Annotated in this window: 19 protein-coding genes; 13 read left to right on the forward strand and 6 right to left on the reverse strand. The window is 59.0% G+C overall.

What is annotated here, in order from left to right:
- Positions 1 to 16: 16 nt before the first annotated feature.
- The 5 genes from HL45_RS06435 (at position 17) to HL45_RS06450 (ending at position 2915) form a co-directional block, all read left to right on the forward strand.
- On the forward strand, positions 17 to 595 hold the full coding sequence (locus tag HL45_RS06435; protein WP_049970323.1) for a YbhB/YbcL family Raf kinase inhibitor-like protein: 579 nt from the start codon (positions 17 to 19) through the stop codon (positions 593 to 595).
- Between the two features lie 55 nt (positions 596 to 650).
- Entirely contained in the window at positions 651 to 818 is a 168-nt protein-coding gene (locus HL45_RS20760; protein ID WP_158413668.1) for a hypothetical protein, read from the forward strand.
- Positions 819 to 906: 88 nt separating this feature from the next.
- A complete protein-coding gene (locus tag HL45_RS06440; RefSeq protein ID WP_049970324.1) occupies positions 907 to 1230 on the forward strand; it encodes an EthD family reductase in 324 nt (107 codons plus the stop codon).
- Between the two features lie 136 nt (positions 1231 to 1366).
- On the forward strand, positions 1367 to 1852 hold the full coding sequence (locus HL45_RS06445; protein ID WP_049970325.1) for a TspO/MBR family protein: 486 nt from the start codon (positions 1367 to 1369) through the stop codon (positions 1850 to 1852).
- Between the two features lie 73 nt (positions 1853 to 1925).
- Positions 1926 to 2915 carry a Gfo/Idh/MocA family protein gene (locus HL45_RS06450; RefSeq protein ID WP_049970326.1) on the forward strand — a complete coding sequence of 330 codons (990 nt, stop codon included), beginning with the start codon at positions 1926 to 1928 and terminating at the stop codon, positions 2913 to 2915.
- Positions 2916 to 2925: 10 nt separating this feature from the next.
- On the opposite strand, the gene HL45_RS06455 is transcribed toward HL45_RS06450, so the two are convergent.
- Complete coding sequence (locus HL45_RS06455) at positions 2926 to 3303, reverse strand: YlbF family regulator (protein ID WP_049971923.1); 378 nt, start codon at positions 3301 to 3303, stop codon at positions 2926 to 2928.
- A gap of 259 nt (positions 3304 to 3562) precedes the next feature.
- Between HL45_RS06455 and HL45_RS06460 the strand changes: the two genes are divergently transcribed.
- A complete protein-coding gene (locus tag HL45_RS06460; RefSeq protein WP_049970327.1) occupies positions 3563 to 3976 on the forward strand; it encodes an HIT family protein in 414 nt (137 codons plus the stop codon).
- Between the two features lie 155 nt (positions 3977 to 4131).
- The gene (gene dph2 / locus HL45_RS06465) at positions 4132 to 5169 is read left to right on the forward strand and encodes a diphthamide biosynthesis enzyme Dph2 (protein ID WP_049970328.1); all 1038 of its coding nucleotides are present in this window, start codon (positions 4132 to 4134) and stop codon (positions 5167 to 5169) included.
- A gap of 184 nt (positions 5170 to 5353) precedes the next feature.
- On the opposite strand, the gene HL45_RS06470 is transcribed toward dph2, so the two are convergent.
- A complete protein-coding gene (locus HL45_RS06470; protein WP_049970329.1) occupies positions 5354 to 6262 on the reverse strand; it encodes an esterase/lipase family protein in 909 nt (302 codons plus the stop codon).
- A gap of 50 nt (positions 6263 to 6312) precedes the next feature.
- Positions 6313 to 7275: a hypothetical protein gene (locus HL45_RS06475; protein ID WP_049970330.1), complete on the reverse strand. Its 963-nt coding sequence runs from the start codon at positions 7273 to 7275 to the stop codon at positions 6313 to 6315.
- A 121-nt stretch (positions 7276 to 7396) separates the two neighbouring features.
- Between HL45_RS06475 and HL45_RS06480 the strand changes: the two genes are divergently transcribed.
- On the forward strand, positions 7397 to 7795 hold the full coding sequence (locus HL45_RS06480) for an apurinic/apyrimidinic endonuclease family protein (protein WP_049970331.1): 399 nt from the start codon (positions 7397 to 7399) through the stop codon (positions 7793 to 7795).
- Between the two features lie 44 nt (positions 7796 to 7839).
- Positions 7840 to 8475, forward strand: coding sequence for an METTL5 family protein (locus HL45_RS06485; protein WP_049970332.1), 636 nt, complete (start codon positions 7840 to 7842; stop codon positions 8473 to 8475).
- 67 nt (positions 8476 to 8542) lie between these two features.
- Here the strand turns inward: HL45_RS06485 and HL45_RS06490 are convergent, their stop codons facing one another.
- Positions 8543 to 10177, reverse strand: coding sequence for a rhomboid family intramembrane serine protease (locus tag HL45_RS06490; protein WP_049970333.1), 1635 nt, complete (start codon positions 10175 to 10177; stop codon positions 8543 to 8545).
- A gap of 140 nt (positions 10178 to 10317) precedes the next feature.
- On the opposite strand from HL45_RS06490, the gene HL45_RS06495 reads away from it, so the two are divergent.
- Positions 10318 to 10692 carry an FAS1-like dehydratase domain-containing protein gene (locus tag HL45_RS06495; protein WP_049970334.1) on the forward strand — a complete coding sequence of 125 codons (375 nt, stop codon included), beginning with the start codon at positions 10318 to 10320 and terminating at the stop codon, positions 10690 to 10692.
- Here the strand turns inward: HL45_RS06495 and HL45_RS06500 are convergent, their stop codons facing one another.
- On the reverse strand, positions 10693 to 11157 hold the full coding sequence (locus tag HL45_RS06500; protein ID WP_049970335.1) for a hypothetical protein: 465 nt from the start codon (positions 11155 to 11157) through the stop codon (positions 10693 to 10695).
- Between the two features lie 231 nt (positions 11158 to 11388).
- Here HL45_RS06500 and HL45_RS19840 point away from each other — a divergent pair, with 231 nt between their 5' ends.
- On the forward strand, positions 11389 to 12930 hold the full coding sequence (locus tag HL45_RS19840; protein WP_233274703.1) for a DUF4397 domain-containing protein: 1542 nt from the start codon (positions 11389 to 11391) through the stop codon (positions 12928 to 12930).
- A gap of 38 nt (positions 12931 to 12968) precedes the next feature.
- Positions 12969 to 13469 (forward strand): NUDIX domain-containing protein, encoded by a 501-nt coding sequence (locus tag HL45_RS06510; RefSeq protein WP_049970336.1) that lies wholly within the window; start codon positions 12969 to 12971, stop codon positions 13467 to 13469.
- Between the two features lie 15 nt (positions 13470 to 13484).
- Here HL45_RS06510 and HL45_RS06515 read toward each other — a convergent pair whose 3' ends face one another.
- Entirely contained in the window at positions 13485 to 13964 is a 480-nt protein-coding gene (locus tag HL45_RS06515) for an acyl-CoA thioesterase (RefSeq protein WP_049970337.1), read from the reverse strand.
- Between the two features lie 86 nt (positions 13965 to 14050).
- Here HL45_RS06515 and HL45_RS06520 point away from each other — a divergent pair, with 86 nt between their 5' ends.
- Complete coding sequence (locus HL45_RS06520; RefSeq protein WP_049970338.1) at positions 14051 to 15652, forward strand: bacterio-opsin activator domain-containing protein; 1602 nt, start codon at positions 14051 to 14053, stop codon at positions 15650 to 15652.
- The last annotated feature ends 15 nt before the right edge of the window (positions 15653 to 15667 follow it).

The following is a 15667-nucleotide window of genomic DNA, read 5'->3' on the forward strand; positions in this document are numbered from 1 at the left end:
GTCGAACTGTATCGGGATGCTCAGGAGACGCGCGCTTCTCCGGGCGATGGGTGGGGCTGGTGCTGTTGTGTTGGGAATTCGGGAACTACAGAGAGCAAGAGCGCAAACACGGAGAGAAGACACGATGACACATTTCAGCACACCAGCGTTCGAAGCGGGGAATCGGATTCCACGGGAGTTCACCTGCGAGGGGCAGAACGTCTCGCCGCCGCTCGAAATCGATTCGGTGCCGGACGGGGCGAACTCGCTCGCGATTATCGTGGACGACCCGGACGCGCCGAGCGGGACGTTCACTCACTGGGTCATCTGGGACATTCCGCCGGACACGACGCGGATTCCGCGGGCCGTTCCGGGGATGGAAATCGTCGCCGACCTCGACGGAGCGAAACAGGGCGAAAACGACGCCGGAGAACTCGGCTACCTCGGGCCGTGTCCACCGATTGGCGACGGGCCGCACACCTACCGATTTACGCTGTATCTACTCGAACGGGAACCGCGACTCGGGGCGGGCGCGACGAAGGAAGCCCTGTTGGACGCCATGGGCGGGATTCGACTGGGGCAAACTCGGTTCACGGGGGAGTTCGCGCGAGAATAGCTTGGAACGGTTCCGAAATCAGAACGTTCAGTTTTACTGCCTGCTCAAAAGTAGTATGGACAAAACGAACGTCCAACTGTTCGGTATCGCGCTCATCCTCGCTGGTGGTTTTGTTTTGCTCACCGAGACGATTGGCGGATTTCTCTGGCTGTACGAATCCGCCGGTACGTGGGGGATTCTTTTCGGCTTGGTGATTTGTTTCCTCGCTCTACTCCGGGGATAACTCCGGAAAACCGTGATGCCGTGGACGACTGAACTTGTCGCCCACAGTCGATACAACAAAGTCGGCCCGGAACGCGGATTCAGGTGCTATGATAAAGATGGTCGATTTGCTGGTTCGCAAAGAGGGTATGACCCACGAGGAGTTCGAAGACTACTGGCTCAACGAACACTCAGAAATCGCAAAGGAACTCCCCGGCCTGCGTAAATACGTTACCTCCGTCTCGAAAGACCCGGAAAAAGCGGGCTACGACGGCGTTCTCGAACTGTACTTCGACTCCACCGACGACATGAAAGCCGCCTTCGGTTCCGAGCAGGGCGAGAAAGTGATGGCTGACGCCGCGGAGTTCATCGATACGGATGCGGGGCCGACACTCATCCTCGACGAGACGGTGCAGGTTGACGACCTCGAATAATCAGTTACTCAATTTAGATTCCAAACTCGAATCGTTGATTTGACCCGCTGGCTCGAATCGGGGACTCCAGTTGCCGATTCGAGTCACCCAACAGAACAGCCGAAAGGAAGACGGGTTTTCGCGCCGTAACTGGTCTATGGAAACAGTTCGCCGGTCTTCGTTCTCGTGGCGCAATCTCCCCGCCCTCCTCGTCTGTATCGTCGTGTGCCAACTCGCGGGGATCATCCCGTCGATTCTCACGGCAAACGACGTCGCAACGTGGTACACGACGCTTCAGAAACCCGCCTTCACGCCGCCGAGTTGGGTTTTCGGGCCGGTTTGGACGACGCTCTACCTGCTGATGGGCATCGCGCTGTATCTCGTCTGGCGGCAGGGGAACAAAATCGCACTCGCTATCTTCGCCGTCCAACTCGCCCTCAACGCGGCGTGGACGCTGGTCTTTTTCGGCATGCGTTGGCCTGCAGGTGGACTCGCGGTTATCGTCGCCCTGATGGTCGCCATCGGTGCGACGATGGTGATCTTTTGGCGTGTAGACCGACGAGCCTCCCTCCTGCTCGTTCCCTACGCGCTCTGGGTCGGGTTCGCAATGGTGCTGAACTACGAACTGTGGCGATTGAACTGAGCCGAGCACAGATTCGGTAGAGCCCACCTCACGCACACCCACACTTTTGCACGACCCCGGTGTTACCTGATTCATGAATCTGGGGGTGCTGGGAACGGCAGGAATCGCACATCATTCGTTTGTTCCCGCAGTCACAAAGACCGACCACGAGGTGACGGCAATCGCGTCCCGAAGCGATGAACGCGCCGAACAGTTCGCCACAGACCATGGAATAGCGCAGGCGTTCGGGTCATACGAGGAACTGCTCGAATCCGACGTTGACGCCGTTTATCTTCCGCTTCCGAACGCGCTCCACGCCGAGTGGACGAAACGGGCCACAGACCACGGCCTGCACGTCCTCTGTGAAAAACCGCTGGCGGTGAACGCCGAGGAAGCGCGCGAGATGGGGGATTACTGCGACCAGCAAGGCGTCACGCTGATGGAGGCGATGATGTTCCGGTACTACCCCAGAACCGAGCGAATGGTGGAGGCCGCGAACGAACTCGGCGTCGTTCGCTCCGTCGATGCCGGATTTCACTCGTCGCTCCGTCGCTGGCCCGCCGGAACGCGATTCGACCCCGACCTCGGCGGGGGATGCCTGCTCGACGTGGGCGTCTACGCCATCGAAGTCGCGCGACTGTTTTTGGGCGAACCAGATCGCGTCGTCGCCCGCGTTGCAGACCCCGAGGAAACGGGCGTCGAAACGCAGGTGTCGGGTATCCTCGCGTTCCCCGGCGGTCGAACCGCACAGATTGATTGTTCGTTCCGACTGCAAGATGCCCAGTACTGTCGGGTCGAAGGAACCGATGGACGACTGCACGCAAACCGGGCATTTTCGGTCGGCACCGACCCGAGCGAGTTCGAACTCTATCTACCGGGACGACAGGCTTTGGAGTCCTTCGACTCGGCAGACCCCTACGCCCTCGAACTGGAGCGATTCGCGGAGTACGTGGAAACCGGCGAGCGTCCGCGAACCGACGCCCGCGAGGCGGCGCGGACGCTCGCCGTAGTGGACAGCCTTCGAAAAAGTGAGGAAATCGGCGAGTGGGTAGATATTCCGCGGTGGGTAGCGAGTTCGGAATAGAGATTCCGGGTTACTCGTCCTGACAGCAACCGCCAGCCTGCTGGCCGAAATCGACCGCAATCGGGGCGGAAATGGCACGGTTCAGGTCTTCGAGTCGGGCCGAGAGTTCGTCCTGTGCCGCGAGGTAGTCCGACATCACGGGAAGCGAGTGGAGGTCTTCTTGGGCGTCCTGCACCTTCTCCACGTCCTCTTGGGTCGCCTCGCCGGTCTGGCGCGCGAGCATGAACTCCTGCCGGAGACGTTCGAACTTCTTGATTTTCTCCTGTGCCTCCTCGTTCGCTTCGACTTCGGCTTTCGTCTCCTCGAACTGCCGGTATTCGGGCGTGTCCGCGATTGCCTCGCCGAGTTCGGTCGCCATCTCCTCGACACTGGTTTCCTCGTTGCTCACGTCGGCTTTCGTGTCTACGCTCATGGCTACTGATTCGAACTGGAACGGTTTAGGCTTGCCGAATGTGGTAGCCGTTGGTGGTTCTGTTGAACGCTACAGGTGTCCACCGACTCTGATGTCCGTGATAAATAGGGTGCGTATCTTACAACCCATCTGTTATAAAAATCGGCGTAGGTGACCATCGAACGTAGCGTTACAACAGAATTGCAGAAACATCTCATCCATAGCATTTACAGTAACAAATTGGGTTTGTCTCACCATGACCTGTACATTTTGTTCAATCTGTGCTGGTGAGGAAGAGGCCGAGATTGTTAATGAAACTGATGAGACACTGGCGTTCGCCCCACTGAATCCCATTTCAGAGGGACACATTTTAGTGATTCCCAAAGACCACTACGAGACTATTTTCGATATTCCAGAGTCAACCCTCTGTACGGTAGTGAAACACACGAAAATCATCGCAGAACGGCTCCAGGCGAACGGTTTTGATGGTGCAAATCTTCTACACGACAGCAGTCAGCATCAATCGGTTCCGCACTTTCACCTGCATATCGCCCCACGCCGCAGCGATGATGGGTTAGACCTCTGGCCTGAGAGTGGATATGAGGAATCAAATTTCACCCTGACTTACGAACATATCCGGAAAAAGCTCAGCGACGAAGATTCAGAGTAGTCACTTCAATAATTACACGCATTGTGTTTGGCAACCTGCTGAACTCTCCCTCTACATTTAGCGCGTCCTGGCAAATTCTGCAGAGTTCAACAACCCCCATCCACCGAAAACCGGGAACACCGTGCTTAAACGTACTCACCAACAAAGCATCTCCAATGAGCCAAGAGAGTGAGTACAGCGAGGGGGATTTGCGGAAGACCGGAATGTCCCTCAAACACGACCGGGAGTGGGATTACGAACTCGACCGAATCATCGAAGCGGTCGAAGAGCGCGACGCCGAAAAAGTCGGCTTGCAGTTCCCCGAGGGACTCAAACGCAGAGGCCCGAGCGTGGCCGACGACCTGCGAGAACTGCTCCCCGACGACGTGACGATTCTGCTGTCGGGGCAGCCCTGCTACGGAGCCTGCGATTTGGACACCTATCTGATGAAGCGAACCGACGTGTTCGTCCACTTCGGCCACTCGCCGATGAAGAACACGGACAAGGTCATCTACGTCCCGCTGTTTTCCAACGTCGATGTCTTCCCGATCATGGAGGAATCGTTGGACGAACTCGAAGTCGGCGACGTGGGGCTGGTCACGACCGCCCAGCACATGAACCGCTTCGAGGAAATGAAAGAGTGGCTGGAAGACCGCGGTTTCACGGTTCACACCCGCAAGGGCGACGACCGACTGACCCACGAAGGGCAGGTACTCGGCTGTAACTACGCCTCCGCCGACATCGACGCAGACCAAGTGCTCTACGTCGGCGGCGGAAAGTTCCACCCGCTCGGACTGGCGATGGAACACCCCGATAAAAATGTCGTCATCGCCGACCCCGTAAACAACGTCGTCACGGTCGCGAACACCGAAAAGTTCCTGAAACAGCGCTACGGCGCGGTTCATCGCGCGATGGACGCCGAGAAGTGGGGCGTCATCTTCTGCACCAAAATCGGACAGGGTCGCTGGGAAATCGCACAGGACATCATCGACGAGAACGACAACGCCTACCTCATCACGATGGACGAGGTGACACCCGACCGTCTGCGGAACTTCAACATGGACGCCTTCGTCAACACGGGATGCCCGCGAATCACGACCGACGACGGCCCGCAGTTCCACAAACCAATGCTCACGCCCGGCGAGTACGAAATCGCGGTCGGCAACGAACCGCTCGATTCGCTCCAGTTCGACACCTTCCACGGCACGTGGTAGGAAAATTTTTGTAGTCGTCTTATTTTCTTTCTATCATGTATCGCCCTCCGAACAGCCAACGCGACAGTCTCCTCTCCCGCAGGCAGCTCCTCGGGGTTTCTGGCCTCGGAGCAGCCGCGTTCGCCACCGACAAACTCGCTCGGCGATAACTCGATAACGGAATCCCTGGTTTTGTCGGCTCTGCTTAGAACTGCGAGACCACTTCCGGCATACAGCCATCGCCGGGTTCGTGGTAGGAGAAGTGGTCAGGGACGTAGTCCGCGTTGCGGTCGGTGTAGTTCGCTGGTGGAGTACCCTCACAGCCTTCCTCGCCGACGGCGGAATCGAACTCGCCGAGCGAGTAAGCCCAGTTCAGCACGTTGTCGTCGCTCTTCCAGAAGTTGTCCACCGACCCGACGACGTTTGCGAAATCGTCGCCGTACTCGCCATCTACTGCAACGTCGTCGTTGTCCGTCGCCGCGCCGAGGAGGGTCGCGGATTCGATGTAATCGCGGTAGTCCCACGAGTTGAGTGCTTTGATTGTCGCGGGGACGACTCGACCACCGAGCGAGTGACCGATGAGGCGCACGCGTGCGCCGGTTCGGGCGCGGTAGTCGGTGATGAAGTTGGCGAGTTTCGCGCCGTTTCGCTCCGCGATGTCGGTTGCGGGCCACCAGTTATCGACGCTCGTGTCTGAATCGTAGCTGAATCCGATGACGGGATGGTCGTAGCCGTTGTTCCGGAGCGAGGTTTTCACCGTCTGAAAGTGGTCGGGTGCGGCGTCCTGCTCGACCAGCCAGCCGTGAACGGAAATCATCACTTCTTCCGGACTCGCGCTCCCGTAGCCGGGGATGTCGCCGACGGTGCTGTAATCCGTCGCGGTGTGGCCGTTGGTCAACTGGTCGCCGTGCCACCAGTGAATGTCGAAGTGGCCACGCGTCGTCGCGCGGGGGAAGTCCGCCGGGCCGACGATATTCCCGTCGTCACCCTCGAATCCGGCGGCGGTTCCGGCCACGCCAGTGAGGCCGACCGCGGCGGTTGCCGTGCCGCGCAGGACGGTTCGGCGGTTTACTCGATAGGTCGAAGCTGCATCACTGGTGGTATCGTCTACCATGGTTATGATGAACAATTATACAGATATAATTGTATCGGAGAAAAATAGGGTCACTCTTCGACGGTTTCGATTCTGTAGGTCACTCCTTCGTACTCGATATGCTGTGGCGTCTCGCCGAGGTACGTGTTGCGCCCGTCGAGTCGAACGCGCGAAACGCCGTCTTCGAACGACGCGAGCAGATTCCGAATCGGCGTGATTCGAATCACCTGTTCGGGAAGCTTTCTCATCGGCTCCTCGTCCGGATTTTCGACGCGCGTGGCGCGGTAGGTCACATCCGTCTCGCTAGCGCGAACGTGTTTTTCGTCGCCATCCCGATTGACCTCCGTAAGGTCGTTCGTCGGCGTGAGCGACAGCGAATCGCCGACCAGTTCGAACCGGGTGGCGACACCGACTGACGCGTCGTAATTCTGTCCCTGGAACCAGCCGGAGATTCCGAAGGCGTAGATGCCGCCGCCGAGTCCGGCGAGGGTAACCTCTTCAGTTCCTCCCGTAGTGCCGATTGCGTCTTCGAGATTCGTGTTGTCGATGGTGAGAGTCCACGTGTGCGAACCGCCGGATTTGAGCATCATAGCTGGTTCCGGAACCGCTCGCGGCGCGATGTAGAACCACTCTGAATCGACCTGTTTCCAAACATCCCAGTCGTAGTTGTTGGTCGTGAATGTCGTACCCGTCTCGTTCGAGAGGGTGAACGAGACGGTATCTTCCGGCAGTTCGGCCTGCGCTTTCGATGGCGTCATCAGCAGGTTCGTTTCCGAATCGGCATTCTCGTAGCAGATGACCTGTTTTTCGTCGTCGCCAAACGGCGGACAGTGATTTTCGTCCGGAATTTGGAGGTTAGGTGACCGCGTGGTGGTTGTTCCGTGTGTCGTCGTCTCCCCCATCTGCGTCGTTTGCGTCGTTCCTGCCGTCAAGGTGTTCGGTTCGTTCGTACTGGAACCTCCCGGCGACGATTCAGTGAGACAGCCAGCAAACAGAACTGAACTAACCGAGGCGAGGACTGTGCGGCGGTTCATACCGTGGTCATCGTAACTGCCCGGTAAATGCTTTCAGATGACTGAAACACCTGTTTCACCAACCAGATTACTACCAAGCATACACAAACCTTTTTGTATTCCTAATGGGTATGGTGTTTGTATGAGCGCGACTCGTCCCACGACCGTCGAAACCGCGATTGAATGCTGCCGACCGACCGACAAAACGCCCGTGACGCTCGATGCGTCGGCACTTCCGAGCGCCCGAACCGACCTGCGCGAACTCCAGCGCGAACTTGACGCGAACGATCTCGTCCCCGCTGGCGTGACGGTTGACGCCTGCTTCGACGCGGACTGCTCGTTTGCCACGCAGGACGAAGCGGACAGAATTCGCGAATGCGTCCGAAGCGCCGCCTTCCTCGGCGCGGGCACCGTCACCGTCGAGTTCGACGCTGTCGAAGACGAATCGAAAGTTAAGCCCTCCCTCGCCGCCCTCAAAGAGCGTGCGCGCCGTGAAGGCGTCACGCTCGAACTCGACGGCCCGCTGTCGCTCGACTCCTAAGCGAAACCCTCGTTCTTACGTCATCCCATTTCGTCTACCCACGCATGGGGAAACGCGCGCTGGAACGTCGGCTTTCCGCAGTCTCCGACTTCGCCGACCCGCAGGTCGAACTGGAACAGTACCCGACGCCCGCAGACCTCGCGGCCCATCTCGTTCATCTCGCGGACGTGCACCACGACATCGCCGGGAAGACGGTGTTCGACCTCGGCACCGGAACCGGCATGCTCGCGCTCGGGGCTGCGACCCGCGGCCCCGAGCGCGTTCTCGGCATCGACAGAGACGCCAGTGCAATCGCGCAAGCCCGAGAAAACGAACATCGCGTCGGGCCGGAAACGCCCGTCGAGTGGATTGAGGGGGACGTAACGCGTGCACCATTCTGCACCTCTACAAGAATTTCATCAGCACCGTTCGTGACGGTGCTGATGAACCCACCATTCGGTGCGCAGACGGGCAACGAACACGCAGACCGCGCGTTTCTGGAGACGACGGCGGACATCGCAGACGTCTCTTACTCGATTCACAACGAGGGAAGTATGGCGTTCGTGGAAGCCTTCGCCGAGGATTCCGGTGGCGAGGTGACACACGCGTTTCGGGCCGAACTGCCGCTTTCGCGGCAGTTCGAGTTTCAGCGTGAGCAGAAAAAAGTTCTCGACGCCGAAGTGTTCAGAATCGAGTGGTGAGAGGAACCGAGAAACGATATGAATCGAATGGTGAGAGAAATCGACCGGCGAGACGAATCGAACGGTTCTAACCGCCGTACTGTTCTTTTTTCGCCACTTGAACGCGAGTGTCGTCCGCGACGGCGACGATTTTGTCGTCTGTTCGCTCGAAAGTCACACCGGAAAGCGTGACGGAGGAGTTCGGAACTGGAAGCGACCCACTCGCCACCGTCGAATTGTTCTCCGCCAGTTCGAGACTGAACCGGCCGTTCTGCGGAACTATCGACACCTCTTTTCCGTCGATGACGGGCGTTGCGGTCACGGAGTCCGAAGCGAACTCGTGTTGCCAGCGGCCAGTTGTGGGACGCAACCAAACCTGATAGGCGGTCTCGCCGCCAGTCGCGCTCCACCCCTCGCGGTTCACGTGAACCGCTTTTTGCCACCCGATTCCGCCGACCCTGACCGTCGTCTGTCCCGAATGCGCGAGTTGCCCCTGTGACACCTCACGCGACCAGATTTCCCGGTGTTCGTTGACGACGATGACACCGCTCGTGTTCACCTGCGTCGTCTCACCACCGAGCGAAACGTCGATGACGGACACCTTCTGATTCGGCACGTTTTCCGCGTACATCACGGTGTAGCCGTCGACTTCGACGCCGGAATCGTCGCTGACGGCATCCGCACCCACGGACGTGAGGTTGACCGGGATTGCCACTCCCGCCATGACGAGGAGCGGAATCAGCAGGAGGACGGTTCCGGCCTGTCTGACGTTCGGGCCGAACGACTCCCGGTCGGTCGTGCGAACCGCGACAACGACGAGTATCGAAAGTGCGAGGACGAACAGCACGCCGAGGCCGCGAAAGAGGACGTAGGTTTCCAAGCCGCGATACCACCAGAGCGCCCACAGCGACAGCGACATGAGGAGGACGAAACTCCCGGCCCAGACGCGCAGGGCGCTCAACTGTACGTTTCGTCGTCGGAGCAAGTAGACGCCCGCGACCGCACCGAAGAAAAATCCGAGCGTGTGTCCCTGTACGGCGATGCCGAACCACCACGGGCGCGAAAACGTGCTCGTCGCCTCGCCGACTACTTGCGGTTCACGAAGCGCCAGATACAGCGTGTTGATGAGTCCCTGCGCGGACAGCGCCACGATGGTTCCCAGTGGATACCGAACCAGCGCAAACCCGATGAACGCATAGAAGACGCCGGAAAAGCCGATGACCGGCCCCCACGCGAAGATACTCGTTCCGAGCGCGATGATGATAACGCCGAGCGGAAACAGCACGAACGCCCGAATCCACGGGTTCGTCCGCCACGACGAGCCGGATTCTTCTCCCTGCTTTGTCGGATAGTGGCTGAAAAAGTACTCCGCCAGCGGTGCGACGGCGAGCGTGCTGGTCATGTTACCGATGAGGTGGCCCGGCCCAGCGTGGGAAAAGGAGCCGAGGAACATTCCTTTCGGGTAGAGGTACGACCACGACGCGAACGCGACGGTTACGGGATTTCGCCAGTGGTTCCACCCGCCCTGTACGAACAGATAGACAGCAGTTACACCGACGACCGAAATCAGCGTCCCCCACGGAACGCCGAAGAGGAACCGTTTCCGAAGCGCGCTCCCCCACGCCCCCCGAGGACGGTCTAAGCGCCAGACGATGAGAATCGAAAGCAGGAGGCCGAGCGGGATTGCGACCCGAATCGGCCACCCGCCGAACGGCGACACCATACGCGAAGTGTGTGACCAATACGATATAAAGCAATCCGTCCTGTTCCGTGAGTGAGACGAGCGACGCGAGGCGAACGAAAACGAGTTGGATGACGACGATTCGGGTAACAGATTAATCCCATCGGCATGAACCACCGCACATGGCAGAGCTACCGACGGAAGGTGAGACGAAGTCGTATTCTCGGACGTTCACGAACGAAGACGTTGCGCAGTTTGCAGACCTCTCGGGTGACCGCGGCAGCCACCACGAGGAGGGCGACAATCCGATGGTTCACGGACTGCTGACCGCGACGCTACCGACGAAAATCGGCGGCGACATGGATTACATCGCCCGGTCAATGTCGTTCGAATTTCACAGGCCGGTGTACGTCGGCGAGGAAATCACCTGCGAATCGACGGCGGAATCGTTCGAATCGCGCGAAAATCGTCACGAGATGGTCGCCTCGTTTGTCTGCCGAAACGAGGATGGAGAAGTCGTTCTCGATGGGAAAACGGAAGGCGTTATTTTCCGGTAGTTAGTCGCCGAAGTCCGGCAAATCGTCGGGCGCTTCGAACTCGGCCTCCCAATCGACGTAGTCCGCTTCCAGCACGTCACAGATGACCTGTCCGAGTTCGGTCAGCGAAGCGTTGATGGACGACACTGCGTTCCACGAATCGATGTCGGGGTGGATTTCGCGTTCTTTCCAATCCTCCGGAATCCCGGGTGCGTGATAGCCGACACGGTCGGCGAAGTCGTCCCAGAAGAAATCGAACTCGTTGAAGAGATTCAAATCGAGTGCGGTTTCGAACTCGCGCTCTTCTAACTCGGTGTGTTCTGCCCACTGGTTGAACGACTCCTCCCACGCGCCTTCGTGGAGAAACGTCTCCAGTTCCTCCCGTCGGTAGTTCGTCTCACCCTGCACCGACACGTCGTCGTACTCCTGCACGTCCGCCTCGGAGCGCAATGTCGGCGCGTCCGGGGCTTGCACGTCGAGTCCCATGAACCGGGCTACGGGAGGGGTTCGGATAAGGGTTCTCACGGACGACAGGTCGGCGCGTTACCCGCCGATTTCGACGGGAAAGCGAGGTGACAATCCGACCGAAACGGGCGTTACCGGGGGTGACGGCGGTCGTTACGCGCTGAACCGTCTGAGCCATTTATAGCGACGGTAGCCGACGATACGCGAGGAATGAGAGGTACACAGACAACGCGAACGGTTACAGTTGTACTGATGACGCTGATACTCGCAGTCAGTGTCGCCGTCGCCGGAATGGGGGCGATGGCGGGACAGGATACGACCGACGATGAATCGGACGGCGACGCACAGGTTCGCGTCGCCCACATGTCGCCGGATGCACCACCGGTTGACGTACTCATCGACGGTGAAACGGCGATTTCGAACCTTTCGTATGGCAATGTCACCGACTACGCCAGCCTTCCTGCTGGCGAACACAACGTTACGGTGACCGCCGCGGGCGACCCGAGCACGGTCGTCTTCTCGGAGAACGTGACGTTCGACGCCGACACTAACTACACCGCCGTTGCACTCGGTGAAATTTCGGAACATTCCGAAAATCCGTTCGACGTTACGGTTCTCGAAGATGACTTCACCGCGCCCGAACCGGGTAACGCCTCGGTGCGACTCGTCCACGCGTCGCCCGATGCACCGCCGGTTGACGTGACGGTCGCGGAGACAAACACGACGCTCTTCGACGACGTTTCGTTCGGTAACGCCACGGAATACGCGGAAGTTCCGGCGGGTGAGTACGCGCTCGAAGTTCGGCCAGCCACCGCCGACGATTCGGGCGAAGTCGTGGCTACGTTCAACGTGACGTTGGACGAGAACACGGCCAACTCCGCGTTCGCGGCGGGTTACATCAACCCCGCGGAGGCACCCGAGGCCGGGCAGGACAACCCGTTCGAACTCATCCTCGTCACGGATTTCGAGTTTGCGGGAGAGACGACGGAAACCGTGACAGCGACCGAAACCGCGACAGCAACAGAAACCGAAACGGCGACGACCACGGCCAAAACGACGGCCGCTGCGGAACCGACGGCCACGGAGACGCAGACTACAGCTAAACCGACGAAAACGACAAAGGAGACGACTGCGAAGGCAACCGAAACGACAGTCAAGGAAACCGAAACGACAGTCAAAAAGACGACTGCAAAGGAGACAGAAACCACGGCGAAAGCGACTGAAACGACGACTACCAAGGCAACACCAACCGAAAAGCAGACGACTGCGAAGAAGACCACTGCAAAGCAGACCACGCCGCAGGAAACGACCGCCAAAGAAACCACGGCGAAAGTGACGAAAACGACCACGCCGAAACCGACGACAGTCAAAGAGACAACTCCGGCTGAAACGACGGCGAAGCAAACGACACCGAAAGAAACCACGGCCAAGGAGACGACGGTGGCAAAAACAACTCCAAAGGAGACGACTCCGAAGAAAACGACCCCCAAAGAGACGACGGTGAAGAAAACGACCCCCAAAGAGACGACGGTGAAGAAAACCACGGTCAAGGAAACGACCGTAAAAAAGACGACAACCAAGGAAACGACTCCGAAGGAAACGACGGCGAAAAAGACCACTCCGAAGGAGCCGGAGGAACCGAAAATAACGAGTCCAGCAGAACCGGAAAAACCTGAAATTACCAGCCCAGCAGAGCCGGAAAAACCGGACGTGACGAGTCCGGCGGAACCAACTCCGGATGAGACGGTGCCGAAGGATGATTCCGACGAGCGCACCGTTTCGAACGACAGCTAAACCGCACATATTTTTGCTTTCCGACACGAACTGCGGGCGTGAGCCGACTCGCCGACATTCGACGCCGAGACGACGTTCGGGAGGGAAAACGTTCGTTTTCTCTTCCCGCGGAGAACTTCGCCACAGTGGTCGAAACCATCGAATCGGGATACGACCAGTGGGTTGGCGCGGTTGTAACCGACGACGACGGTCGCGTGCTGTTGGTCGAAAACGGATGGAGCGGCGGCTGGATAATTCCGGGTGGGACGGTCGAAACGAACGAGACGCCCGCCGAGGCGGTCGTCAGGGAAATCGAGGAGGAAACCGGGGTATCGGTCGAACTCGACCGGCCGCTTTTAGTCGAACGTCAGCGATTCAGCCATGCTGACGAGGAAATCGCGGGTAACTTCGTCCTGTTCGGCGCGACTGCGAGCGACACGGAAATCGGCGACGACCTCGGAGTGGAAGACGAAACGATTTACGAGGCGCGGTGGTTCACCGACGTTCCGGCGATGAAAATCGACTACAGCGCGGAAATCGAGTCGTTTCGAGAGGATTGACGAGGGCGACTCCGATTAGTCGATTCGCTCGGCGACGGCGCGCAGTTGCTCGATTCGCTCGGTTCGGGCCGAATCGCGGAGCGCCTCCTGCGTGTCGTCGGGGCAATTCAGTTCGGGGACTGGCGTTGGCGTGCCCGACTCATCCAGCGCGACGAAGGTGAAAAACGAGGTGGTCGTTTCGCGCTCTTCGCCTTTTTTCGGGTCTTCGGCGCGGACGTTCACCTTCACGTCGATGCTAGTTCGCCCCGTGTCGAAGACGAACGCCTCCACGACGGCGACTTCGCCGAGGTCGATTGGCGAGATGAAATCGACGTGGTCCATCGACGCCGTCACGCACTGATTGCCGCAGAATCGCATCGCCGCAATCGCACCGCAGATGTCCATCCAGTGGAGCACTGCACCACCGAGTGCCCGCCCGAGGTTGTTGGTGTCGTTCGGCAGGAGCAGTTCGGTCATCTCGGTGTACGAGTCCATCAGCGTCGCGGTGTCTGCCATGTCCGGTGATTGTCGGCAGGCCTATTTAGTTGGTCACGGTTCGGTCGGCGCGTCAGCGTTATCATCTTCGCTACCGATTTATCAGCATGAGTCGGGAGGTGGGAAACAGATTACTCTCCGACGACGCCGTCATCTCGGTCGTCGGAGACGGAGTGTATCAACTCGATGTGGATGGCAATTTTTTGTCAACCAACGACGCCATGGTTGGGTTGACGGGATACGCCCGCGACGAACTCATCGGTTCGCCGTTTTCGCTGCTGTTCGGCGACGAGGATACAGCGCGATTCGACGCCGAAATCGAAGCCCCACTGTCGAAGGGCGACGAAATTCGAACCGTAGCTGTCTCCGTTCACACCGCAGATGGAGAGTCCGTTCCCTGTGAACTCCGATTTTCGGTCGTGCAGTCGGAGGATGGTTCAGTCGCCAAAACCGCTGGTATCGTCGGCGTCGCTCGTGACGTGTCGCAGAACGCGGAGCTAAAAGCACAACACGTCGAATTGGAACGACTACGCCGTATCAATGCCGTCATCCGAAGCATCGACCGCGCGGTCGTTCGGGCCGAAACCGCCGACGAAATCGAGCAGTCGGTGTGTGACCGACTCGCCGATGCGGAACCGTATCTATTCGCCCTCATCGTCCGTTTCGACCCGCAGTTCGAGGAGCTAACGCCGCAGACGTGGGCAGGAGAACGCGAGGAGTACGTCGGATATCTCCGAGAGGCGAACCTCGACGTTTCCGAAGGGCCGGGTGCGAAGGCAGTCAAAACCCGAAACATACAGGCGGTACAGGACATCGACGGGGGCGAATACGATTGGAGTGACCCGGCGTCGAAGTGTGGCTTCAAATCGCTTGCGGCGGTTCCGCTTGCCCACGAACAAACCGTTTACGGGGTACTCGCGGTCTACTCGGACAGACCGTACGCATTCGATGAACCGGAGCGCGAACTGCTCTCGGAACTCGCAGAACTGGTCGGCTACGCGCTGTTCGCGGTGAAAACGCAGCAGGCACTCGTTGGAGAGCGAGTCATCGAACTGGAATTTCGGCTCGCGGACGAGGAGTACGTCTTTACCACCCTCTCGGCGAAAGAGGAGTGTACCGTCCAGTTGGAAGATGCGGTACTGCGCCCGGACGATTCGCTGTTGTTGTACGTCTCGGTACAGGGTAGTGACCCAAAACAGGTAGTCGAGTTCTGTCGGGAGTTCGACGACGTGTCGCATCTCCGCGTGCTGAGCACGCGAGAGGATGAATGCTCGCTCGAAATCCGGTACGGCGAACCGATGGTTCTTCGGTCGCTCTCACACCACGGCGGCGTCATCAAATCCGCCGTCGCGGAGGATGGCGTTTCCCACGTTCAGATCGACCTGCCGGAAACGGGGGACGTTCGCCAAATCGTCGATTTGCTCGGCGAGGTTTTCGACACCGCGGAACTCGTTTCCCGACGAACCGTCGAACGACCGGTCGAAACGCGCGCGGAGTTTCGGGATACCTTGGACGAGGGATTGACCGACCGCCAACGAACGGTTCTCGTTGCGGCCTATCGCAGCGGCTACTTCGACTGGCCCCGCGAGAGTACCGGCGAGGAACTGGCCGAATCGCTCGACATCGCTCCGCCGACTCTGCACAAGCATCTCCGCCTCGCGGAGCAAAAACTGCTCTCGACGATTTTCGACGCCGACAACCGGGGCTAATCGTTTAGCCCTATC

This window comes from Haladaptatus cibarius D43 (assembly GCF_000710615.1).
Taxonomy (GTDB): Archaea; Halobacteriota; Halobacteria; order Halobacteriales; family Haladaptataceae; genus Haladaptatus; species Haladaptatus cibarius.